The 23,517-nt window shown below is 66.0% G+C and carries 22 protein-coding genes and 1 other annotated feature; of the genes, 13 read left to right on the top strand and 9 right to left on the bottom strand.

The genetic code is table 11. The features are described 5' to 3' along the window. On the top strand, positions 1-2,289 hold a 2,289-nt coding region (locus G4O04_05025; GenBank protein HEY57884.1), incomplete at its 5' end, for an endonuclease MutS2. A gap of 78 nt (positions 2,290-2,367) precedes the next feature. Here the strand turns inward: G4O04_05025 and ade are convergent. Next, a complete protein-coding gene (gene ade / locus G4O04_05020) occupies positions 2,368-4,164 on the bottom strand; it encodes an adenine deaminase (GenBank protein ID HEY57883.1) in 1,797 nt (598 codons plus the stop codon). Between the two features lie 149 nt (positions 4,165-4,313). Here ade and G4O04_05015 point away from each other — a divergent pair, with 149 nt between their 5' ends. Continuing rightward, complete coding sequence (locus G4O04_05015; GenBank protein HEY57882.1) at positions 4,314-5,159, top strand: hypothetical protein; 846 nt, start codon at positions 4,314-4,316, stop codon at positions 5,157-5,159. A gap of 6 nt (positions 5,160-5,165) precedes the next feature. On the opposite strand, the gene G4O04_05010 is transcribed toward G4O04_05015, so the two are convergent. From G4O04_05010 to G4O04_04995, 4 genes are all read right to left on the bottom strand, one after another. Further along, a complete protein-coding gene (locus G4O04_05010; protein ID HEY57881.1) occupies positions 5,166-5,708 on the bottom strand; it encodes a hypothetical protein in 543 nt (180 codons plus the stop codon). Between the two features lie 173 nt (positions 5,709-5,881). Continuing rightward, a complete protein-coding gene (locus tag G4O04_05005) occupies positions 5,882-6,652 on the bottom strand; it encodes an SDR family oxidoreductase (protein ID HEY57880.1) in 771 nt (256 codons plus the stop codon). A gap of 150 nt (positions 6,653-6,802) precedes the next feature. After that, on the bottom strand, positions 6,803-8,272 hold the full coding sequence (locus G4O04_05000; protein HEY57879.1) for a hypothetical protein: 1,470 nt from the start codon (positions 8,270-8,272) through the stop codon (positions 6,803-6,805). A gap of 20 nt (positions 8,273-8,292) precedes the next feature. Then, a complete protein-coding gene (locus G4O04_04995; protein HEY57878.1) occupies positions 8,293-9,078 on the bottom strand; it encodes an SDR family NAD(P)-dependent oxidoreductase in 786 nt (261 codons plus the stop codon). A 232-nt stretch (positions 9,079-9,310) separates the two neighbouring features. On the opposite strand from G4O04_04995, the gene G4O04_04990 reads away from it, so the two are divergent. The 7 genes from G4O04_04990 to surE all read left to right on the top strand — a co-directional run bounded on the left by G4O04_04990 (position 9,311) and on the right by surE (position 17,039). Then, the gene (locus G4O04_04990; GenBank protein HEY57877.1) at positions 9,311-9,868 is read left to right on the top strand and encodes a hypothetical protein; all 558 of its coding nucleotides are present in this window, start codon (positions 9,311-9,313) and stop codon (positions 9,866-9,868) included. A 167-nt stretch (positions 9,869-10,035) separates the two neighbouring features. Next, positions 10,036-10,308: a binding site (T-box leader), on the top strand. Between the two features lie 48 nt (positions 10,309-10,356). Then, entirely contained in the window at positions 10,357-11,433 is a 1,077-nt protein-coding gene (pheS, locus tag G4O04_04985; protein ID HEY57876.1) for a phenylalanine--tRNA ligase subunit alpha, read from the top strand. Between the two features lie 221 nt (positions 11,434-11,654). After that, positions 11,655-14,174: a phenylalanine--tRNA ligase subunit beta gene (locus tag G4O04_04980; GenBank protein ID HEY57875.1), complete on the top strand. Its 2,520-nt coding sequence runs from the start codon at positions 11,655-11,657 to the stop codon at positions 14,172-14,174. Between the two features lie 123 nt (positions 14,175-14,297). Next, positions 14,298-14,819 carry a YbaK/EbsC family protein gene (locus G4O04_04975; GenBank protein ID HEY57874.1) on the top strand — a complete coding sequence of 174 codons (522 nt, stop codon included), beginning with the start codon at positions 14,298-14,300 and terminating at the stop codon, positions 14,817-14,819. Next, positions 14,816-15,535, top strand: coding sequence for a M23 family metallopeptidase (locus tag G4O04_04970; protein ID HEY57873.1), 720 nt, complete (start codon positions 14,816-14,818; stop codon positions 15,533-15,535). The genes G4O04_04975 and G4O04_04970 overlap by 4 nt, the downstream gene beginning before the upstream one ends. 3 nt (positions 15,536-15,538) lie before the next feature. Further along, positions 15,539-16,225, top strand: a complete 687-nt coding sequence (locus G4O04_04965) for an SDR family oxidoreductase (protein HEY57872.1) — start codon at positions 15,539-15,541, stop codon at positions 16,223-16,225. A gap of 34 nt (positions 16,226-16,259) precedes the next feature. After that, positions 16,260-17,039, top strand: coding sequence for a 5'/3'-nucleotidase SurE (surE, locus tag G4O04_04960; GenBank protein HEY57871.1), 780 nt, complete (start codon positions 16,260-16,262; stop codon positions 17,037-17,039). A 62-nt stretch (positions 17,040-17,101) separates the two neighbouring features. On the opposite strand, the gene G4O04_04955 is transcribed toward surE, so the two are convergent. Beyond that, positions 17,102-18,205 (bottom strand): aminopeptidase, encoded by a 1,104-nt coding sequence (locus tag G4O04_04955; GenBank protein ID HEY57870.1) that lies wholly within the window; start codon positions 18,203-18,205, stop codon positions 17,102-17,104. A gap of 218 nt (positions 18,206-18,423) precedes the next feature. On the opposite strand from G4O04_04955, the gene G4O04_04950 reads away from it, so the two are divergent. From G4O04_04950 to G4O04_04940, 3 genes are all read left to right on the top strand, one after another. After that, positions 18,424-18,837: a single-stranded DNA-binding protein gene (locus tag G4O04_04950; GenBank protein HEY57869.1), complete on the top strand. Its 414-nt coding sequence runs from the start codon at positions 18,424-18,426 to the stop codon at positions 18,835-18,837. Between the two features lie 172 nt (positions 18,838-19,009). Continuing rightward, complete coding sequence (locus G4O04_04945; protein ID HEY57868.1) at positions 19,010-19,612, top strand: TetR/AcrR family transcriptional regulator; 603 nt, start codon at positions 19,010-19,012, stop codon at positions 19,610-19,612. A gap of 37 nt (positions 19,613-19,649) precedes the next feature. After that, entirely contained in the window at positions 19,650-20,630 is a 981-nt protein-coding gene (locus G4O04_04940) for an NAD(P)-dependent oxidoreductase (protein ID HEY57867.1), read from the top strand. Between the two features lie 57 nt (positions 20,631-20,687). Here the strand turns inward: G4O04_04940 and G4O04_04935 are convergent, their stop codons facing one another. Continuing rightward, positions 20,688-21,158 (bottom strand): NYN domain-containing protein, encoded by a 471-nt coding sequence (locus G4O04_04935; GenBank protein ID HEY57866.1) that lies wholly within the window; start codon positions 21,156-21,158, stop codon positions 20,688-20,690. A 3-nt stretch (positions 21,159-21,161) separates the two neighbouring features. Further along, positions 21,162-22,118, bottom strand: coding sequence for an alcohol dehydrogenase catalytic domain-containing protein (locus tag G4O04_04930; protein HEY57865.1), 957 nt, complete (start codon positions 22,116-22,118; stop codon positions 21,162-21,164). 145 nt (positions 22,119-22,263) lie between these two features. Between G4O04_04930 and rarD the strand changes: the two genes are divergently transcribed. Then, a complete protein-coding gene (gene rarD, locus G4O04_04925; protein ID HEY57864.1) occupies positions 22,264-23,142 on the top strand; it encodes an EamA family transporter RarD in 879 nt (292 codons plus the stop codon). Here the strand turns inward: rarD and G4O04_04920 are convergent. After that, positions 23,139-23,474, bottom strand: a complete 336-nt coding sequence (locus tag G4O04_04920; protein ID HEY57863.1) for a hypothetical protein — start codon at positions 23,472-23,474, stop codon at positions 23,139-23,141. The genes rarD and G4O04_04920 overlap by 4 nt on opposite strands. Positions 23,475-23,517: the final 43 nt, after the last annotated feature.

Here is a 23,517-nt window from a genome sequence, read left to right as displayed (position 1 = left end):
GGCTCCCTACGCCGCGCCCAGGCCTGGCTGGCCGAGACCTCGGCAGCCCGGCAAGTGCGCGAAACCCATCCCGGCCTCACCCTGCGTGGCGCCCACGACCTGCGCCCCTCGCTAACCGCTGCCCGTCGGGGCCGCATCCTTACCCCTCAGGCCCTGCTGGAAGTCAAAGACACCCTGACCGTCGCCCGAACGCTGCATCGTGCCCTGGCCAAAGGCCCTCTGGCCCACCTCGCCGCCCCTTTACAGCCTCCAACCGGGCTCATCGAGGCCATCTCTCAGGTGGTGGATGACGAAGGCCAGGTACCCGACCACGCTTCCTCCGAACTGGCCCGTCTGCGCAGCGAATACCGCGCCACCCACCGCCGCCTGCTCGACCGCCTGGAGCGCATGACCCGCGACCCCAAAATCGCCCCCATGCTCCAGGAGCCCATCGTCACCCAACGCGCCGGACGCTATGTGCTGCCCCTCAAGGCCGACTTCAAAGGCCAACTTCCGGGCATCGTCCACGACCAGTCTGCCTCGGGCCAGACCCTTTTCGTCGAGCCGCTGGCCGTGGTGGAGGCCAACAACCGCCTGCGCAAATTAGAGCGGGCCGCCGAGGAGGAAATCCAGCGCCTGCTGCGCGCCCTCACCCAACGTGTGGCAGAGCACGCCCAGGCCCTGACCAGCCTGGTGGAGGCCCTGGGGGCGGTGGACCTGCTTTTCGCCAAGGTGGACCTGGCCGCTCAGATGGACGCCACCGAACCCCGCCTGGTGCCCTTCCGCCGGATCCAGGGGGAGGGACCGCACCCGGGGAGTGTGCTCCGCCTTTTGGGCGCGCGGCACCCCCTGCTGGATCCGGCCCAGGTGGTGCCCATCGATCTGGTGCTGGACGAAGATACCTGGGCTCTGGTCATCACCGGCCCCAACACCGGCGGCAAGACCGTCACCCTGAAGACCGCCGGGCTGCTGGCCGCCATGGCCCAATCGGGGCTGTTCATCCCCGCCGAGGAAGGCGCCACCCTGACCGTGTTCTCCGGCATCTACGCCGACATCGGGGACGAGCAATCCATCGAGCAATCCCTCTCCACCTTCTCCGGGCACCTGCGCAACCTCCTGCGTATCCTGAAGCAGGCCGACCGCCGCAGCCTGGTGTTGCTGGACGAGTTGGGCGCGGGCACCGACCCGCAAGAAGGGGCGGCTCTGGCGCGGGCCATTCTCGACCACTTCGTGCAACGCGGGGTGACCACCTTGGTCGCCACCCACTACCCCGAACTCAAAGCCTACGCCCACGCCACCCCCGGCGTGGTCAACGCCAGCGTGGAGTTCAACCCACGCACCCTGCGGCCCACCTACCGCCTGACCATCGGCCTGCCGGGGCGCTCCAACGCCCTGCTCATCGCCCAACGGCTGGGGCTGCCCCGCGAGATTCTAGAAGCCGCTCGCCAGGCGGTCAACCCAGCGGACCTGAAGACCGACGACCTGCTGGACGAAATCCACCGCCAGCGGCGCATCGCCCGCCGGGAGCGCCGCCGCGCCGAACGCGAGCGTCAGCGAGCCGCCAAGTTGCGTAAAGACCTGGAGCAACGCCTGCAAGAATTGGAGGCCCGGCGCGAAGAAGTCCTGGCCCAGGCCCGTCAGGAGGCCCTGGACGAGTTAGCCCGTCTGCGGGCCGAGGTGCGCCGCCTTCGTCGGCGCCTGGAGGCCCTGGGAGAAGACACCACGCCGGTGGAAGAAGTGGCCGAAGCCGCCGCAGCCCTGGCGGAAGAAGCCCAAGAGGCGCTGGAAGAAACCGAGACCACTTTAGAAAAATTCCGCCCCCTCGCGCGCCCTCTGCCCCTGCAAGTGGGCAGCCGGGTCTATGTGGCCCCGCTGAACGCCCAGGGCGAGGTAGCCGCGCTGGAAGACGACGAAGCCGAGGTGCTGGTGGGCGCGATGCGCGTGCGGGTGCCCGTGCGCCAACTGCGCGTGCTGGACGAGCCTGCTCCCCCGCGCCAGGCTGAGGAGCGGGGCACCGTGCGGGTGCCCGAAGTACCCTCGCCCGGCGCGGAACTGCACCTGCGCGGGATGCCGGTGGACGAGGCGTTGGAAGCCCTGGAACGCCACCTGGACCAGGCCTACCTGGCCGGGCTGCCCTTCGTGCGCATCGTGCACGGCAAGGGTACGGGCAAACTGCGCCAGGCAGTGCGGGTCGCCCTGCGTCAGCACCCCCATGTGGTGGCCGTGGAACCGGCGCTGCCCCAGGAGGGCGGTGAGGGGGCCACCATCGCCAAACTGGCCCACCCCGGCGAGGCGACAACGCAAGAATAATGCCGTAAGTTGAGCGGCTGCTTTACTCAACTTACGGCATCATCGCAAGGGGAAGAGAAGGCTCGGAACCTGTGTCCCTCAAGACGCACCGTCTTCCACCACGGGCACGAAAGCAAACCGCGTCACATCCACCAGCCCTTTGTCCGAAAGCCGCAGTTCGGGAATGACCACCAGGGCCAGCAGGCTGAGTTGCATGTTGGGGTTGTTCAGTGTGCAGCCGCACGCGCGAAAGCCCGCCAACACCGTGGCGGCCTGACGGGCGACCTCCTCGGCTCGCGCGTCGGACATCAGGCCGGCGATGGGCAGGGGGACCAGGCCGATGACCTGGCTGTCTTTGACCACCACCTGGCCGCCGCCGACTTCGGCCAACTTGTTGGCCGCCAGCACCATCTGCGCCTCGTCGGTGCCCACCACCAGCATGTGATGGCTGTCGTGGGCCACGGTGGAGGCGATGGCGCACGGTGCGGTGAAGCCGAAGCCGTGCACCAGGCCCACCTGCACGGTTCCGGTGCCGTGGTGGCGTTCCACTAGCGCCACTTTGGCCAGGTCGCGCTCCCGATCGGGGCGAATTTCGCCGTCCTGCACAGGCACTTCCATGACCAGATGGCGGGTGGGGGCCTGATTCTCGATGACGCCGATGACATGCACCCGCGCGGTGGGGTTGGCCTGGGCAACCAGGCGGAAGTCCTCGGCGGTCAACGGACGAGCCAGCTGCACCGACTGACAGGCCCAATCGGGATAAGGGTAGGGCGGCAGATCGATGAGCAGGCGTCCATCTTCGGCCAGCAAGCGCCCTTTGGCGTACACCCGTGCGGGGCGGAAATCGGCCAGGTCGGGCACCAGCAGGATGTCGGCCCAACGCCCCGGCGCCAGCAGGCCTACTTGCCGGGCCACGCCGAAGTGCTCGGCGGTGTTCAGGGTGGCCATCTGGATGGCGGTGATGGGCGGGAGCCCCTGGGCGATGGCGTGACGCACCACGCGGTCCATGTGGCCTTCGGTCACCAGGGTTTCGGCATGGCTGTCGTCGGTACAAAGCAGAAAGTGGCGCGGGTCCAGGCCGTGTTCGGTGATGGCTTTGACCTGGGCCGCCACATCGTGCCAGGCCGAGCCGAAGCGCAACATGACCTTCATGCCCTGGCGCACGCGGGCGATGGCATCTTCCACCCGCGTGCCCTCATGGTCGTCCTCGGGGCCACCGACCACATAGCCGTGAAAGGGCAACCCCAGGTCCGGGCTGGCGTAGTGCCCGCCGATCACCTTGCCAGCAGCCGCCGTGGCGGCCATCTCGGCCAGCATCTTTTCATCCCCCTGGAACACGCCGGGAAAGTTCATCATTTCTCCCAGGCCGATGACGCCCTCCCAGGCCATGGCCTCGGCCACATCCTCGGGGGTGATGGTGCCGCCGGAGGTCTCCACGCCGGGGGCCGAAGGCACGCAGGAGGGCACCTGCACCCAGACGTGGATGGGCTGCACCCGCGCCTCGTCCACCATCAGGCGCACGCCCTTCAAGCCGAACACATTGGCGATTTCGTGGGGATCGACGAACATCCCCGTTGTGCCGTGGGGGATCACCGCGCGCACGAATTCGGTGACCGTGACCATGCCCGATTCGATGTGCATGTGGGCGTCCAGCAGCCCGGGGACCAGGTACATACCCCCGGCGTCCACCACCTCGGTTTCGGTGCCGATGGCGTGGCTGGCGTCGGGACCGATGTAGGCGATGCGTCCCTGGGCCACGGCGATATCGGTGTGGGGTAGGATTTCGCCCGATTGCACGCTGACCCAACGTCCGTTGCGGATGACCAGGTCGGCCGGGCGACGGCCCATGGCCACATCGATGAGTTCTCGGCGCCACTCCTTCCAACCTCGTTCCATGGGGGCCTCCTTGTGCTGGGTTTGAAGGATTTTTCCCAGTATGGCACAATTGAGAACGAAAATCAACACCCAGATGCGGCAATCCAGGGTTTTTCAAGAAGAAGACACGCATCCCTGGAGCAACCACAAGAAAACAAGAGGACCCACCGATGCCCCTCTACGCCTGGCGCATCACGCCGCCCGAGCATCCCGTGCCGTTCAGCCCCCAGGGGGAGACCCTGGACGAAGCCACCCTGGCCCTGCCGCCGGGGCTGTACACCACCCTGCGCACCTTCGACCAGGGGCGCAAGGCCCTGGGCCTCTGCGCCCATCTGCGTCGTTTGTATCGCCCTTTGCCCGACTTGGGCGTCACGCCTCAAGGGCCTCTGGCCGTCATACCGCGCCTGCTGGACGGCCTGCTGCTCCCCCTTCGCCCCCGGGAGATGCGCCTCCGCCTGGTGCTCAGCCTGGCCGACGGGTCCCTCACCGTCCTGGCGACTCCCTTCACACCACCGCCCCCGGAGATCTACGCCGAGGGCGTGGAAGTGGTCACCGTGCCCCTCACCCGCCGCCGGCCCGAACTGAAACGCACCGCTTTCATTCGCGAAAGCCTGGCCCAACGCCGCCAGGTGCGCGAACAAGGGGCTTACGAGGGCCTGCTGGTGCGCCGGGGACGCCTGACCGAGGGCCTAACGAGCAACTTTTTCTTCGTGCGCGGGGGCGTGGTGGGAACGGCCCGGCGCGGCGTGCTCTACGGCGTCACCCGCCGGGCTGTGTTGTATCTGGTGCGGCAACTGGGCCTCCCGCTGCGCTACGCCATGCTCCCTGTGGAAGAAGTGCTCACCCTGGACGAAGCCTTTCTGACCAGCAGTTCGCGGGGCGTGGTGCCTATCGTGCGCATTGACGGGCAACCCGTGGGCACGGGAACCCCGGGGCCGGTCACCCGGCGCCTACAGGCGGCCTATGCCGCCTTCGTCGCCCGCCGGGCGCGGCCCTTCGCCCGCTGGCGTTGCTAAGCCGCCTTAACGCCGCGAGGCACGGCCCAAAAACTCGGCCATTTCCTGCAAAAACCCTTTCACCTTCTCCTCGGGGAAACGCGGCCAGGTGACCACGATGGCGGCCACCATCCAAGCCGGGAGCAGCCAACCCACCGACGGGGCATGACGCCACGCGACCCAGACAAAATCGCCGTAGATGGGGGCCTGCACCAGTTCCCCCAGTACATGCACATAACCGAAGAATAGAAAGGCCAGCGCCCAAAGCGCCAGGTAAAGCCCGGCTTGCTTTGGCGAAACCCAACCGCTCAAAGTGAGATAACCCAACAACCCCAAAGCAACGAGAATGTCCACCTCCAGATCGTGGTCGCCGATCCAGGTGTGGTAGCGCCGCGAACTGCGCCGGGCTAGGGCGCCATCCACCGAATCCGCCGTCCAGGCGAGGAGCATGAGCGCCACGGCCCAGGGCAGCCCCGACGCCCCGGCGCTGAACCCCAGCCAGAAGAGCATAACGGCAATCAACGCCCGCCCCCAGGTCACAGCATCGGCCAGTTGTTTCGCCACGAACATCGCCGCCTCCTGCCACAAAGATGTGCATAGGCCACGGTGGGCCCTCCCTTTCATGTCAGGACCTGCGACGTTGGCCGAAGAAGCCACCCCTTTCCTGTCATGGCGAACCGCCCCTTCGACTTCGCGGCTCTGAGGAGGCGCTCCGCTCTGAGGCGTCGATGGCCTTGCACGCTTCAGGCCAACCGCCCTGCCGAGAGGTGCTGGCCGCCGTCGATGACGATCACCTCGCCGGTGATGAATTTCGCCTCTGGGGAGACCAGATAACGCACCAGCGCGGCGATCTCCTCGGGCGCGGCAAAGCGCTTTTGCGGCACCAGACGCAGCACCCGCTCCCGCATATCCTCCGGCTCCCACAGCGCGCGGCTAAAGCGCGTTTTCACCAGCCCCGGCGCTACGGCGTTCACCTGGATGTTGCGCTCCGCCAGTTCCAGGGCCAGGGCCTTGGTCAACATGATCACCCCGGCTTTGGCCACGCTGTAGACCCCCATGGCCTGCAAGGGGGTCAGCCCAGCGATGGAGGCGATGTTGACGATTTTCCCGCCGCCGCGCCGCTCCATATGCGGCACCACGGCCTTGGCCGTGCGGAAGTAGCCCACCAAATTCACATCGAGGATTTTCTGCCAGTGGCTTTCCTCGGCAGTCAGCAGTGGGCCAAAGTGGGGATTGGTAGCCGCGTTGTTCACCAGAATGTCCACGCCCCCAAAGGTCTCCACCGTGCGCTCGATGAGACGCTGCACGGCCCCAGAATCGCCCGTGTGGGCGGCCACGGTCAAAGCCTGCCCCCCTGCCGCGCGGATGGCTTCCGCCACTTCGTCTAGCACCTCTTGCTTGCGGCTCGACACCACCACCGCCGCCCCGGCTTGGGCCAGGGCTTCGGCGATGGCCCGGCCAATGCCCCGCGACGCGCCGGTGATCACGGCCACTTTGCCTTGCAGTTCAGCCATCTTCACGCCTCCAAATCCTGGAAATTGGGTGCGGAAGGACCTCAAGGGGGACGTTTTTCCCCTGGGAAACGATCTAGCCCCCATATCCCGCCGGGCTGCCCCCCCCCCGGGGAAGTGCCACTCCCCCCGTGGGGGTACCCACCCCAGGGGTCAGTTCGTCTCCCTCAAGGCCATCTGTCCTTCCGCGTTCATCTCGTAGGTAAACGGCCCCTGGGACACCCGGGAATCAATCACGATGCGCCCGGCATCCATGGCTTCCCACATCACCTGAAAGGGCGCCTTGCCAGGGACCCACTTCTCGACCATGACCAGCCCGTGACCGGGCAGCACGGTGAAGACAATTTGCCGCGGGTCCGCGGGGTTGCGCAGCGCCTGGGAGCGGGCAAAGGCCCCTTTGATACCTCGCGCCTGGGCGTCGGTGGCGCAGGAAACAGGGAGGTGGTAGTACGCCTCGTCCAGGGGCACGAATTCCACCAGGGTGGGGTCGAACGCCCGCACCCCGCGGTGGCCGTGCAGTTTAGACCGCGCCACGGGCACGGTGGCGCCGTGCCAGTCGACCCGCGGCAGCGGGGCGTCCATGTCGAAAAGTTCCACCGCCTCGGAGGAGGGCGGGTCGTTGCGCTTGCCCTCCACATGGCGCACTAAGGCCCCCTGGCCGTCGGGACGCACGCCCACGATAACAGCCAAATCGTCGTCGGTGATGGCGTCCTTGGCCACGGGGCGGGCGCTCCCCGTCACGGTCGCGATGAGGGCATTGAGGCGCGGCTCCCAGGTGGCAAAGCAACCCTCACTGTACTGGCTGCTGATACTGGCCTCTACGGCGGGCACGGCCACCAGGTCGCTGATGCGCACCATGGGGGTGAAGAAGTCGCGTCGGCCTAGTTCGGCGGCGGCGCGCCGCATGGCGCGAGGGGCTTCCAGGGCCTGCCACGTTTCGGCAGCGATGAGGTCGCCCACCACCACATGGTCGGTGACTTCGCGCGTGCTGGCGGCGGTGACGATGCGCAAGACCAGGTCAGCGTAAAAGAAATTCGGGTCCTCGGCAGGGATGCGCGGATGAGCGCCCACCAGGTCGAAAAGGTAGGCCTCCTGAGGATGGTCTTCCCCCACCACCAGCAGCACGCGAATGCTTTTGGCCTGGGCCTGCACCACCCGCTCCAGGGCCAGGATGGGGCCGCCGCGCCGTCCCTGCTCCACCAGGGTACGCCAGGCCGTCGAGGCCAGGCCGGGGTAGGCGAAGTCCTCGGCCTGCGGGGCGGGCTTGCTCAGGGCCTGCACCAGGCGGGCGAGTTCCTCCTGCCAGCGTTGAGGCGTCACAGGGACCACGGTCCAGACCAACGGGGTCACCTGCATATCAAAGCGCCGCCGGGCGGTGAACATCAGGGCGCGGCGCCAGTTGACGGGCTCGCCAAAGGGCGCGGCGGTGAAAAGCACGGGGGTGTGCGCCCTGGGGGGCGAGACCACACGATGCCCCTGGCTGCGAAAAGCCGTTTCCAGCCCCCGGAAAACCTCCGCCACCAAAGGGAGCGGTCGCTCCGGGGGCACGAACGCCACTTCTAAGGTGCGCAACCACGGATGCAGGGGAATGTGGGGGCGAAAAGCGGTTTGCAAGGCAGCCATGATTTCCTCCTTGGGTTCGCTTAGCGGGCTTTGGGCTTTCCCTCCAGGTGGAAGGTGCGCACCACCCAATCGGCCAGGGTGGGGGCAGCGCATTGGACGGCGTAGAGCAGCCGCGCCTGAAAGGGCACGATGACCTCGGCGCGACGGCGCCGGATAGCCCGCACCACGGCGCGGGCCACGGCTTCGGGCGGGATCTTGGCCGAGATCCAGGGCACCTCCAAGTCGGCGATCATCGGCGTATCCACCCGACCCGGAAAGACCACGCTCACATCCACCCCGGTGCCGCACAGTTCTTGGCGAAGCACATCGCCGAAGCCGCTCAGGGCGAACTTGGCGGCCACATAGGGCGCATCGGGGGGGATGCCCTTCTTGCCGTCCATGGAGGTGATCAGCACGATGTGCCCCTGGCCCCGCGCCAGCATATGCGGCAACGCCTCCAGGACAAAGTACACACTGCCGTAAAAGTTCACGGCTAAGGATTGACGCAGAATGTCCACCGAGAGAGAGCGAATGGGGCTGCGATAATACACCCCTGCGTTGGCCACCAGCACATCCAGGCGGCCAAAGTGCGCCAGGGCGCGGCGCACGGCCTGGCGCGATTGCTCCTCCACACGCACATCAGCCGGGAGGGCCAGCGCCTGACGCTCCAGAGCCCTCACCTCGGCGGCCACCTCTTCCAACGGGCCGGACCGTCGGGCCACCAGCGCCAGATGAGCCCCGGCGCGGGCCAGAGCCAGAGCCGTGGCCCGCCCTATGCCCCGCGATGCTCCAGTGACCAACGCCACCCGGTCTCGAAGGTCCTTCATGTCTCCCTTTCCTCGATTGAGGCCATCTGCCCATTCCTTTCTCGAATTGTACACCACCTTGGCCCCAAGGCCGGACAAAAAGCCCTCCCCCCTCCCTCAAACGCCGATCTTCATCATTTCTTGACCTTTCGTTGGCCTTTTCTTCACATGGCCGCGCTACGATAGGGGCGTAACCAACAAGGGTTGCCTTTGTCCGAAACAAAAATCCCTTCAACAATAAGGAGAAAACACCATGAAGCGCAAAATCTGGTTTGGAATCGCGTTGAGCCTGTTGGTGGCCGTGGCCGCCCTGGGCGTGGCCCACGTGGTAAAGGCCAAAGCGTGGCCGCCCACCCAAACGCCGCGCGGCCGAGCGCAAGGTTTTGGCGAGATGAGTCGCGGCCAGGGGCTCCTGGAGCCCTACATGGAAGAGGCCATGGCCGAGGCCTTCGGACTGACCGAGGCCGAGTTTGACGCCCTGCACCAGTCGGGCACCACCCTATGGGCCTACGCCGCCGAGCAAGGGTTCTCCGCGGATGAAATCCGCGCCAAGATGGAAGCCGCGCGCGACGCCGCTCGACAAGCCGCCATGGCCGACGGCGTGCTTTCTTCCGAACAGGCCAAGTGGATGCAGAGCCACGCGCCGGGCGGCCCCATGTTCGACGCCCAGGGTTTCCAGGGCCGCGGGCGGGGCTACCGCAACGGTGGCCAGGGGTTCGCCCCCAACGCCAACGGGATGCCCGGCTATGGGCAGGGCGGCTTTGACGGTCAGTGCCCCTGGGGCCAGACCGCACCGAACGCGCAGCCCTAACCCTTTGTGAGGCCATCGCCTTCCTGGTGGACGGCTTTGCCTCAGCCCCTGTTTTCCCCCATGTGTCCATGACACATGGGGGCTTTTTGTTCCCCTGGACGACCACCGCTGCACTTTCCCTTGACAAACCCCGTGTTTTGGGGACAATTAAGCCAACATTGAAACGGAGAACGGCGACGACGGAGGAAAGTAAGCCGGCGCGGAAGCCGCCAGAGAGGGGCGGGCACAGGCTGGAACCCGCCCTCGGTAGAAACCGGCTGAAGTTCCCTCCCGAGCCGCCCGGGTGAATCGCCAAAAGGCGTAGTAGTCCGGGCCGTAGCCCCGGCGTTACTCGGGGAGCCCATCGGCAGGCAGGTTGCCCTGCCCGTGGGTGTAAGGAGTGGGTCGCGCTTCGCGCGGCCAACAAGGGTGGTACCGCGGGAACCACGCCCGTCCCTTGAGGGGATGGGCGTGTTCTTTTTCTACCCTGTGTGAACCCAGGAGGCCCTATGCTGAACGAATTGGAACGCATCCGTGAAACCGCCTTGCAGGCTCTGGTCCAGGCGCAGGACGCCGAATCCTTAGAGGCCTGGCGGGTGGCCCACTTGGGGCGCAAGTCCCCGCTGATGCAAGTCTTCCCCAGGCTGGGGCAACTGTCCCCCGAGGAGCGCCCCCTGGCGGGCAAACGGGCCAACGAAATCCGCCAGGAGATGGAAGCGGCTTACGCCGAGCGGGCCGAGGCCCTGCGCCAGGAGGCCATACGCCGTTCCGTGGAGCAAGAGCGCCTGGATGTGACCCTGCCCGGCCGGCGGCCCACGCCGGGCCGGCTGCACCCGGTCACCCAGACCATCCGCCGCATCACCGCCATCTTCGCCGAGATGGGCTTTCAGGTGCTGCGCTCCCGCGAGGTGGAGACCGACGAGTACAACTTCCAACTGCTCAACATCCCGCCCCACCACCCGGCCCGCGAGATGCAGGACACCTTCTATATGAAGTCCGGCGGCGACGGGGAGACGTATCCCGTGGTGCTGCGCACCCACACCTCACCGGGGCAGATTCATGCCATGCGCCAAGCCACAGGCTACACGGGCGAAGGCCCCCTGCCCGAAAACCCGCCGCCGCTGCGGGTGGTGTTGCCCGGCATGGTGTACCGCTACGAGGCCATCACCGCCCGCTCGGAGATTCAGTTCACCCAGGTGGAGGGGCTGGCCGTGGGCCGCAACATTACCTTCAGCGACCTCAAAGGCACCCTGGCCGATTTCGCCCGCCGCATGTTCGGCCCCACGGCGCGGGTGCGCTTCCGCGCCAGCCACTTCCCCTTCACCGAGCCCAGCGCCGAGGTGGATGTGGAATGCTTCCTCTGCGGCGGCAAGGGGTGCAATGTGTGCAAGTACACCGGCTGGCTGGAAATCTTGGGCGCCGGGATGGTGCATCCTGTGGTGCTGCGCAACGGCGGCTACGATCCCGAAAAATACACCGGCTTCGCCTTCGGCATGGGCCCCGAACGCATCACCATGCTGCGCCACCATATCGAGGATATTCGGTATTTTTGGAGTGGTGATTTGAGGTTTTTGGAGCAGTTTTAGTTTGTTACTTGGTTCTTGGTTACTTCGTTACTTGGTCTTGTAAGTTGGCGTGGAGGTAGGCGTGAACCGAGGGCTGGAAAACCTGGAAGTTTGGTGTGAGGCTATGGCCGCTTTCTCCGCACCCAACAACGCCGCCACGCTAAGTAACCCACCAATTGACCAAGCAACCAGGTGACCAGGTAACCAATCCACCAACTGACCAATCAACTCCGGAGGCCCCCATGTTAGTTCCCCTCTCCTGGCTCAAAGAATACGTCGAAATCAACATCCCCATCGAAGACCTGGCCTACCGCCTGACCCTGGCCGGGTTGGAGGTGGAGGCGATTCGCTATGTGGGCCTGCCCCAACCCCAGGGGCGGCACGAATTCAAAGTGTCCGGCCTGGAATGGCCCGCCGAGAAGTTCGTGGTCGGCGCCATCCACGAGGTCATGCCCCATCCCAACGCCGACCGCCTGGTGCTCTGCCGCCTGGACGACGGCCAACAGGAGCACATCGTGCTCACCGGCGCGCCCTCGCTGCTGCGGCTCAAGGGCCAGAACTTGGAAAAGCCCCTCAAAGTGGCCTATGCCCGCGAAGGCGCCCGCCTCTACGACGGCCACAGCCCCGAATGGAAACTCATCACCCTCAAGCGGGCCAAAATCCGGGGCGTGGTGTCCTACTCCATGGTGTGCTCCGAAAAAGAGTTGGGCATCTCGGAAGAGATGGAGGATATCCTCTACCTGCCCGACGACGCGCCCACGGGGACGCCCCTGGTCGAATACTTGGGCGACGCCGTGCTGGACATCGCCATCACACCCAACATGGCCCGTAACGCCAGCATCCTGGGTGTGGCCCGCGAAACCGCCGCCCTGCTGGGCCAGCCCCTGCGCAAGCCTGCGCTGGATGTGGTGGCCGAGGGCGACCCCATCTTCGGCCAGGTGGCCCTGCAAATCACCAACCCCGAACTCAATCCGCGCTTCATGCTGGGTCTGATCCGCGATGTGAAAATCCAACCCAGCCCCTTCTGGATTCAGTGGCGGCTCAAACTGGCCGGGATGCGGCCCATCAACAACATCGTGGACGCCACCAACTATGTGATGCTGGAAACCGGCGAGCCGCTGCACGCCTTTGACTACGATGTGCTCGTGCGCCGCGCCGGGGGCCAGCCGCCCACCATCATCACCCGCACCGCCCGCCCCGGCGAGAAACTGACCACCCTCGACGGCGTCGAGCGCACCTTAGACGACCAGACCGTGCTGGTGTGCGACACCGCCGGACCCCTTTCCATCGCGGGCATCATGGGCGGTGCCGAGAGCGAGGTCACCGAGACCACCCGCAATGTGCTCCTGGAGGCGGCCTCGTGGAACTTCATCAACATCCGCCGCACCGCCCAAAAGCAAAAGATGAGTTCCGAGGCGGCCTACCGCTTCTCCCGCGGGGTGCACCCCGCCCTGGCCGAAGTGGGCCTGCGCCGTGCTCTGGAACTCCTGCGTCAGTGGAGTGGTGGGGTGGTGGCTCAAGGTTTTGTGGATGAATATCCACGGCCCCCGCAGGACCCAGTGGTGGAGATTACCCCCGAAGATGTGCACCGCGCCCTGGGCATCTCGCTGACCCCGCTGGACATTGTAGACTTGCTGACCCCGCTGGAGTTCACCTGCACCCTGGAGGGCGACCGCATCCGCATCCAGACCCCGCCGCACCGCCTGGACATCGGCGAGGGCGTGATCGGCAAGGCGGACATCATGGAAGAAATCGCCCGCATGTACGGCTACGACCACATCCCCGAAACGCGCATCGCCGACGAATTGCCGCCCCAGCGGCCCAACCCCGACCTGGAGCGGGAAGAGCGTCTGCGCGACATCCTGGTCAGCCTGGGGCTACAGGAAATCATCACCTACCGCCTGAGCGCGCCGGAGCGGGAGGCCCGTCTGGTGCCTGCCGAGGCCGAGCAGCCTTATGTGGAACTGGTCAACCCCATCGCCCCGGAGCGGCGGGCCATGCGGCGCAACTTGCTGCCCGGCCTACTGGAAGTGGCCGAGGCCAACGCCCGCTTCCGCAAGCGGCAGGCCCTCTTCGACCTGGGGCCAGTGTTCCACCCGCGTGAGGGCGAGCTGTTGCCTGATGAGCCGCGCCGCCTGGCTATCCTGCTCACCGGGCCGCGCACCCTGCCCCATTGGGAGGGCGGCGAGCCGCCGCACATGGACTTCTTCGACCTCAAGGGCCTGCTCGAAGCCCTTATCGAAGCCCTGCACCTGCCCGCACCCACCTTTGCCCCGGCCCAGCACCCCGCCTTCCACCCCGGCAAGTGTGCCCAAATCCAGGTGGAAGGCATCACCCTGGGCACCTTCGGCGAACTGCACCCCGAAACCCAAGCCCGCTACGACCTGCAAGGCGCCCCGGTGCTGGCCGCCGAACTGGACGCCGACGCGCTGATTGACCTGATCCCCGACACCTACCCCTTGCGGGCCATCTCCCCCTTCCCGCCGGTCATCGAAGATTTGGCCGTGGTGGTGGACGAAGCCACCCCTGCCGCCGAGGTGGAGGCGGTCATCCGCAAGGCAGGCGGCGCGCGCCTGGTGGATGTGCGCCTGTTCGATGTGTACCGGGGCGAGCAAATCGGCACGGGCAAGAAGAGCCTGGCCTACCGCCTGACCTACCAGGACATGAGCCGCACCCTGACCGACAAAGACGCGGCTAAAATCCGCAAGCGCATCATCAAAGCCCTCAAACGGGCGTTGAACGCCCAACTGCGAGGCGAGTGAGGGCGGAGCGAACCGCTCCCCTCTCCCCGACCCCCTCCCCTCCCTTAGCAAGGGAGGGGAGGGGCTTTCTGCCGAAGCAACGAGCCACGATCTCACGAAAAAACGAGTATAATCATCCCCGTGATGACCGAAGCCTCCCCACAGGAAACCCTCACCCCGGCCCATGTGCTAGCCTATCTCAAAGCCCGCGGCCTGGCGGGCGAGGTGGTGCGCTTTTCTCAGCCCACCCCTACGGTGGAAGAGGCGGCGCGGGTGGCCGGGGTGGCGCCGGAGCAAATCGTCAAAACCCTGCTCTTCTTCGTGCGCTATGACGACGGCACCGAGCAGCCCTGGCTGGTGCTGGCCATCGGCCCCCAACGGGTGGATCGCCGCATCTTGGCCCGCTTCTTCGGCGTGGGCCGCAAGCGGGTCCGCCTGGCGCGGGCCGACGAGGTGCCGGCCTGGACGGGCTATGCCGTGGGGGCCGTGCCACCGCTGGCCCATCGGCAACCCCTGCCTGCGCTGATGGACGAGCGCATCCTGGCCTTTTCAGAAGTCTGGGCCGGCGGCGGGGCCGAAGACACGTTGCTGCGCATGACGCCTCAGGCCATCCGCAAGGCCCTGGGCGCGCAGACCATTCGCCTGGTCGAGGAAGACCCGTCGTGAAAAAAGTTTCCTTTGGCGGGGCCATTGGGCTGTTGCTCCTGGCCGGGGGGCTGCTTTACCTGCGTTATGGCTCATCCGCGCGCCGTTCAGCCCGACTGGTGGCTTTCCTGCGCGCACCCCAGGAGCACTCCGATTGGGTCGTCCCGGCCCGCATCCGCTGCGGCGACGCCCCTTTCCTCATGCCCACGGCGGGCTACATCGGCTACCTCTGGGGCGACCGCTTCCAACTGCTCCACACCCACCAGGGCGTGGACATCTTCGGCGGCACCGCGCCGGGCGAAACCCCAGTGTACGCCGCCTATGACGGCCTGCTCACCCGCCTGCCTGCCTGGAAATCGGCGGTCATCATCCGCCACGAGGACCCCTTGCATCCGGACCGCATCATCTGGACCTACTACGCCCACATGGCCGACCCCCAGGGGCGTTCGCTCATCGCCCCGGACTTCCCGCCGGGGACGGAAGACCGGCCCGTACAGGCGGGCACCCTGCTGGGTTACCAGGGCAACTATTCGGGCAACCCCCGGCGGCCCGTGGGCGTGCACCTGCACTTCTCCATCGTGCTCGGCGACGGGCAAGGGCGCTTTCGCAACGAACTGGACATCGCCAACACCCTCGACCCCTCCCCTTACCTGGGCCTGTCGCTGAACGCCAGAGAAGTACCGCCGGATAGAGTGCCCCTGTGCCCGCCGGAGGACATCCACCCTTTTGAGGAGTGACTTGTGAGCGAATCCGTGGCTTTCGTGTTAGGCGCCGGGCAGGGGCATGGCCGCGCCATCGCCCTGACCCTGGCCCGCTTAGGTTATCGCATCGCTGCTTTCGACTTCAGCCCCATGCACCTCGAGCAGACCATCGAGGCCATCCGCGCCGGGGGCGGTCAGGCCCGGGCGTACATGGGCGACATCATCAAGAAGATCGCCTTTCAGGGCGTGGTCAACCAGATCACCGACGACTGGGGCCGCATTGATGTGGCCGTGACCGCCTTAGAAGCCAACCCCACCGCCACCGTCATGGCCCTGGACGAGTGGGACTGGCACCGCGCTCTGGATATCAACCTCACCGTGCCCTTCCTGGTCACCCAGGTGTGCGGTCGCATCATGCAGGCGCAGGGCGGCGGCGTCATCGTGCACCTAGGCCTGGGCGAGCCGGTCAACGCCCCGCCGGGGGTGCCCTATCTCGCCGGTAAGACCGGCCTGCTGGGGCTGGTCCCCATCGCAGCCGAGCAGTGGAGGAATACGCGGGTGCGGCTCCACGCCGTGCTCACCGCCCCGCCGGGGGAAGGCTGGCCGCGGTTGCGCCCCTTCACCGAACTGCCGGGCCCCCCCCAGCGTGTGGCGGAGGCCGTGGCCGCCCTGACTACCCCCGAGGCCGCCGGCCTCACCGGGGGCCTGTGGGCGCCGATGAGGTGATGCGATTGGCAATGAGCGGTCGGCGAGGTGGAAGATGCCCCATGTGTTGGTGACCAACGACGATGGCGTGCACGCGCCGGGGCTGCTGGCCCTGGCGCAGGCCCTGCGCACCTTGCCCGAGGTCGAGGTCTCGGTGCTGGCCCCGGACCGCAACTGGTCCGCTTCGGGCCATGTGAAAACCCTGCACCGCCCCCTACGCGTGCGGGAGGTCGAACTGGACGACGGCACCCGGGCGCTGACCAGCGACGGGGCCCCTTCGGATTGTGTGGCTTTGGCCATGCTCGGCCTGTTGGAGAAACCCGTGGACCTGGTGGCCTCCGGCATCAACGCCCACGCCAACCTGGGCCACGATGTCACCTACTCGGGCACGGTGACCGCGGCCATGGAAGCCGTGATCTCTGGCGTGCCGGGCATCGCCGTCTCCTTAGACAACCCTTACGAATCGGGCCACCGCGCCGATTACCGTCCGGCCGCGGAAATCGCCCGCCGGGCGGTGGCCTGGGCCCTGGAGCACGGGTTGCCTCAAGGGGTTCTACTCAATGTCAATGTGCCCCTGGGCAGCCTGGAGGACATCCGGGGCGTGAAAATCACCCGCATGGGGCTGCGGGTCTATCGGGATCGGCTGATTAAACGGCTGGATCCGGCAGGCCGCCCCTACTACTGGATCGGCGGCGAAGCCCCCACCGGGATCCCTGAAGACGGCACGGACATCGGCGCCTTGGCCCAGGGTTATGTCTCCATCACCCCCTTGCAACTGGACCTCACGGCCTACGCCGCGATGAAACCCTTGCAGAACCTCGAAGGGCTACTCTGACCTAAAAAGCCACCGCCCCGGAGGAAGCCCCCGGGGCGGTAATGTTTTTTGGAGAGGAGGGTTCACACCTGGAACTGGCCGTCCTTGTAAAACAACACCCCGTCCACCCAGATTTCGCTATCCTGGCGCATGTCGCAGATGAAGTCCCAGTGAATGCTGGACTTGTTCTGCGACCCCGTCTCAGGATAGCCGGCACCCACGGCCATGTGAATGGTGCCGCCGATTTTCTCGTCAAAAAGGATGTTCTTGGTGAAGCGCTGGATGCCGTAGTTGGTGCCGATGGCGAACTCGCCCAGGTAGCGGGCGCCGGGGTCGCTTTCCAGCAAGGCCAGCAAAAAGTCCTCATTCTTTTCGGCTTTGGCCTCCACCACGCGTCCGTTCTCGAAGCGCAACTCCACCCCTTCGACCTCCCGGCCACCGTAGATGGCGGGATAGGTGAAGCGCACCCACCCGTTGACCGAATCCTCCACTGGACCGGTGAAGATTTCACCACTGGGCATGTTGTGGTGGCCGTCGGAGTTGATGAAGGAACGCCCTTCGATGGAAAGGCGCAAATCGGCGTTGGGGCCCTTGACGACCACCTCGTTCTTGCCTTTGAGCCAGTCCACCAGGCGCTGTTGCTCCTCATGCACCTTATGCCAGGAAGCCACAGGGTCATCCTGGTCGCAGAAGGTGGCGTGATAGACAAAATCTTCGTACTCGGCCAGGCTCATGTCGGCTTCCTGCGCATACGCCGGACAGGGGAAGAGGGTGCCCACCCAGCGCAGGCTACCCTCGGCCGAGCGGCGCATGAAGGTCTCGGTGAGAGCGCGACGGGCCACCTGAGCCAGTTGGCTTTTCTTGGGGTCCACGCCGCTTAGCGCGCGGGTGTTTTCCGCCGCGCGGATGTTGATGAGCACATTGGCCTGCTCCATGGCCAGCCGTTCCAGAGGCGAAATCCAGCGCAGTTGCTCTTCGCTGGCCCGTTTGAGAAAGGCTTCGGTGGGCGCTTCATGGGTCAATTGCAGCGTCACATGGCCGCCAGCGCGGGTGATCTCCTCGACCACCCCGGTCACCAGGGGCAGGGCTAGGGGGTGGCTGCGCACCAGCACCCAATCGCCGGGCTTCACCACGGTGGAATAGGCCACCAGCAAGTGGGCCAACTTTTGCACACGGGGATCGCTCATCCTTGCACCGTCCTTAAACGAAGTGCCCCATTATAGCATGAGGCGGTGCCAGGTGGTTGACATTTTCCGGCCATGCGCTAAACTAAACATAGGGGTGGTTCCTGTTGGCCGATTCGAGTCCTGAAACCGTGCCGTATGGCCCAACCTCACCCCCACCTATCCACACCATCCCAACGCAACAGCGGGCAAAACGACGGGGGATGTCGCAGGAGGTAACCATGCCCTCACTCAATCGCGTTCAACTCATCGGTCGCCTGGGGCGTGCCCCAGAGCGGCGCTTCACCCCCAGCGGCAAGCCCTATGCCATCTTCTCCCTGGCCGTGGACCGGCGCTGGCGCTCCCCCCAGGGCGAACTACGCCAGACCACCGACTGGTTCACCATCGAAGCCTATGGCCGCCTGGGGGAAATCTGCGAGCAGTATCTGAGCAAGGGCCGCCTGGTGTATATTGAGGGTCGCCTGCGCGTGTACACCGTCGAGGGCGAGGGGCAACGCCGGCGCGTGGTACGCATCGTGGCCCGTGACATGCAAATGCTCGACCGACCGCCCGAAGAGGAACCTGCCGAACTGGCAGAGGAGGAAGAACCCCTGGAAGAAACGCCGCCGCCGGAAGACGCGGCCGAAACAGCGTAAGCGCGCTACTGCCTTCAGCCCCTGGAAGGCCCCCGGCGCGTTGTCGAAAGGACGGGCCCGCCCCGCCTGAGGCAACGCGCCCCTTTTTTCGAGGTTCCCTTGCCGCAGGGGGATATCTGTGCTAAAATCATACCGACCGGTCGGTATGGTTTTAATCCCTCAAGGAGCCCTCATGCCTAAACAAGCCCGCAGTCAAGCCACCTACCACGCCCTCCTGCAAGCCGCCGAACACCTCTTCGCCACCCAGGGCTACAACGCGGTGAGCGTGGAGGCCATCTGCCGCGAGGCGGGGGTCAGCAAAGGGGCGTTCTACCACCACTTTCCCTCCAAGCAGGCCGTTTTCCTGGCTTTGCTGCAACGCTGGCTAGCCCGTTTAGAGGAGCGACTTCAGGCCCAGCGGCGCGCCCATCCCCAGATCGCCCACGCCCTGCTGGCGATGAGCGAACAGGTGGGGCGCATCGGCCACGAAGGGCGTCAGTCGTGGCCTTTGCTGCTGGAATTCTGGAGCCACGCCGTGCGGGAACCTTCAGTATGGCAGGCCATGGTCGCGCCCTACCGCCGCTTTGAGGCCCTGTTCGCCGAATGGCTGGCCGAAGCCCGTCAGAAAGGCGCCCCGCTGACCACGGATCCCCACACCGCGGCCCGCACGATGCTGGCCCTAGCCATGGGGGTGCTCCTGCAAGGGATGGTCCTGCCCGAAACCACCGAGTGGGGCGCCGTGGCTTATCAGGGGGTGCGCACCCTGCTGCGCGGCTGGGGCATCCTCCCCGAGTGAGACGCTTTGTTCCTTCTTTCCCCTTCGGAGGTTTTCCATGCATGTTCTCGTCAGCGGCGCATTTGGCAACATCGGCCAGGCCGCGCTGGAATCCCTGCTCCACCACGGCCATCATCTCACTGCCTTTGACACGCCCACCAGGCGCAATCGGCACGCGGCCCGGCGCTTCCGTGGGCGGGTGCGGGTGTGCTGGGGCGATATCCGTGATCCCCAGGCGGTCGCCCGGGCCGTGGCCGGCCAGGACGCCGTGGTGCATCTGGCCTTCGTCATCCCCAACCTCTCGGCCACGGGCAAAGGCAGCGAAGAGGCACCTGATTGGGCGTGGGCCGTCAATGTGGGCGGCACACGCAACCTGATCGCCGCCATGGAAGCCCAACCGCGCCCCCCACGCCTGGTCTTCACCTCGTCGCTGCACATCTATGGTCGCACCCAGCACCTGCCGCCCCCGCGGCGGGTTGACGATCCCCCCAACCCTGCCGAACACTACTCCCGCCACAAAGCGGCAGCCGAAGCCCTGGTCAAAGGCTCCACCCTAAAATGGGTCATCTTTCGCCTGGCTGCCGCCCTGCCCGTCACCTTGATCCTCGACCCTGGGATGTTCGATGTCCCCCTGAACAACCGCATCGAATTCGTCCATCGGGAAGATGTGGCCATCGCCATCGCCCACGCGGTGACCAGCGAAGCCGTCTGGGGCAAAGTGCTCCACATCGGCGGCGGGCCGCGCTGCCAGCACCTTTACCACGAGGTGGCCGAGCGCATCTTGGTCACCGTCGGCGTGGGTATGCTGCCCGAGGAAGCCTTCAGCCGCACACCGTATCCAGTAGACTGGCTAGACACCGAGGAAAGCGAACGCCTGCTCCGCTATCAGCAACGCACCCTGGACGACTACCTGGCCGACCTGCGCCGCGCCCTGGGCTGGCGACGCGGCCTCGTGCGAGCCTTCCGGCCCTTCGTTCGCTGGCTGCTGTTGCGGCGTTCGCCCTACTTGGACCGCGCCACCGCATGGCGTCTGGCTTAGAAACCGGCCTGAATCACGGGGCAAGGCTCTCCTCCGTTGTGGGAACCGCTCCGCGACTCAACCCTCCTCTTCCCCAAACAACCGCAGCCACTCCTCCACCTCATCGGGGGACACTTCGGCAGGTTTCTCCTCTGCTTCGCCGGCGGAAGCCGTGGCTGAGGCCGCCAGGCGTCGGGCGAAGGTGGCGGCGTCCATCACCTGCGCTCCGTAAGATTTGACCGCCGCCTGCACCTGCCGATCCGAGGAGACCACGATGACATTCCGAGCAGCGCCGCCCAACTGGCGCAACCGGGCGTGAATCGCCGCATCGGCCGTGCGGCCCCGCCGAACGAAGACCACGGTCACCCGGCCCAAAGTGAAGCGCCGGGCCTGGGTGGGGGGCGCCCCGTCGAAGTACACCTCGGCCCGGCATCGGGCGCGCCGACAGAACGCGGCCAGCCCCTCGGCAAGGCGACGCTCATCGTCCGGATCGCGCAGACTCAGCCCCGCCACATGGGGGATTAGGTTGTGCCCATCGATGAGATACATTGTTCACGGCTCCAACAGCACTTTGAACACGCCCGCGCGGGCAGCATGGTCGAAGGCAGCCAGCCCCCCGGCCAGCGGATAACGGGCCTCGATGAGCGGGCGTGGATCAATCCGCCCCTGTGCCAGATGGCGTAGCGCCGGGGCAAAAGGCCCGCAGCGCGAGCCCACCACCGTGACCTCGTCCACGACAAAGGAGGCCAGATTGAGGGTCGTATCGCCAGCGAAGGTGCTTTTGAGCACCAAAGTTCCGCGCGGGCGCAGGGCGTGTTTGGCCAGAGCCAGCCCTTGAGGGTTGCCCGTGGCCTCGACCACCAAGTCCATGCTCCGAGGCGACACTTCCTCGGCAGTCAGCGCCCGCACGCCATAAGGCGCCAGCAACGCCCTTTGGCGCTCCCGGCGCACCATGGCGAACACCTCGGCTCCCGTCAGGCTGAGCGTCCAGGCGATGAGTTGGCCCAGCCGTCCCACCCCGACCACCAGAACGCGATCCGTGGGCCGAATATGCACCTGCTGTTGAATCTCCAGGGCCGCCGCCAGGGGTTCGGTAAATACGGCCATCTCATCGGGCACCCCATCGGGCACGGGGTGCAGGTTCGCCACGGGCAGGGTGGTGTATTCCGCAAACACCCCGTCATGGCCCAGGATGCCCAACACCGTCCGGTTCTCGCAATGCGTGGGCATCCCCCTCCGGCAGAAGCGGCAGGTTCCGCAGGTAAGGTTGATTTCGCCCACCACGCGCCGGCCCACCCACTCGGGGGCCTCGGGCGCGGTGACCACCTCGCCCACGAACTCATGCCCGGGCACGCCGGTGAAGGGATAATACCCACGCACCATCTCCAGGTCTGTGGCGCAGATGCCCGCCAGCCGCACCCGAAGGAGCGCCTCACCAGGGCCGGGCTCCGGGATGGGCAGGTCTTCACGATAGGTCAGGGTTTGCTGTTCCAGCCATAAGCCACGCATCCGTTCCCTCCATCAAACGGCAAAACCCAACGCACTGCCCCTATTGTAGCCCAGAACAGGGCCACCCTTCCGCGTCACCCTGCGCGCCCGCCTCATCTCGCCCCCTTGTGGTAAACTTTCCTCGCCCATCGCTCGGAGGAGAGGGATGAACCAGGGATACATCTATGCCTTGCTGGCCTACTTCCTGTGGGGGCTTTTCCCTGTTTACTGGAAACAACTGGAAGGCATCCCCGCCATCCAACTCATCGGCCACCGCATTGTCTGGTCGTTCGTCTTCATGGTGCTCTTGCTGACCGTCATGGGTCAACTGAACCGTTTACGCCCTCTGCTGCGTGACGGGCGGGTGGTCCACACCTACGCCCTGGCCGGCCTGCTGCTGGCCGGGAACTGGCTCACTTATGTCTGGGCCGTCACCCACGGTTACATTGTGGAAGCCAGCCTGGGCTACTTCATCAACCCCCTCTTCAGCGTGCTGTTGGGGCTGGTGGTGCTGCGCGAACGCCTGCGCCCGTGGCAATGGACGGCCATCGGTCTGGCCACCGTGGGCGTGGGCTACCTGACGCTGATCTACGGTCGCCTGCCCTGGATCGCCCTCGCCCTCACAGCCACCTTTGGCCTTTACGGTCTGGTCACCAAAACCGCGCCGCTGGATGCCCTGGACGGGCTAACCCTGGAAACCGGGCTCATCTTTCTCCCCGCCGCGGGCTTTCTCCTCTGGCAAGAACTGCAAGGGCGAGGGGCCTTCGGCCATATGGGCCTCACGGCTGACCTGCTCATGTTGGGCTCCGGAGCGGTCACCGCTGTGCCCTTGGTCTTTTTCGGTCTGGCCGTGCGACGGGTCCCCCTGAGTGTGGTGGGCATCCTGCAATACCTGGCGCCCACCCTCCAGTTTTTGCTGGGTGTGCTGGCCTATCACGAACCGTTTACCCCAACCTACCTGGTGGGCTACAGCCTGGTCTGGCTGGCCCTGGTCATTTTCTGGGTCGAAGGGTATGTGCAGAGTCGTCAGGCCGTCCCTCTTTAGCCTCTGGGGGGTGGGAGAGGGTCAGTTTCGGATTCCTCCCGCCAGGTGCCGGGCACCACGCGGTTGAGGGCCTTCATGTGTTCGTCCACCACCTCGCGGGGGCACAACTCCACAAACAGATAGAACCCCAACCCCACGATCACCGTGTCATCCAGAGGGTTCAACGGCAACAGGTCCGGCGCCATGAGATACACCATAGCCCCCAGGGGGAGCAATTTGAGATACCACGGCACCCGCGGGTCGCGCAGCAGGCGCAGGATGAGCCGACCGCGCAGGGTCAACGCTTCCACCAGGCTCCGGTTGGGGAACTTCATCTTAGGTTTTTCCGCCATCCGCGTCACTCCTCAAAGATTTGCCCCATTGTACCGCAAGCCC

This window comes from Anaerolineae bacterium (assembly GCA_011176535.1).
In the GTDB taxonomy this organism is placed as follows: Bacteria; Chloroflexota; Anaerolineae; order Anaerolineales; family DRMV01; genus DUEP01.
Note: the sequence above shows the minus strand (reverse complement) of the source record. Positions and strands in the feature narration are given on the sequence as shown.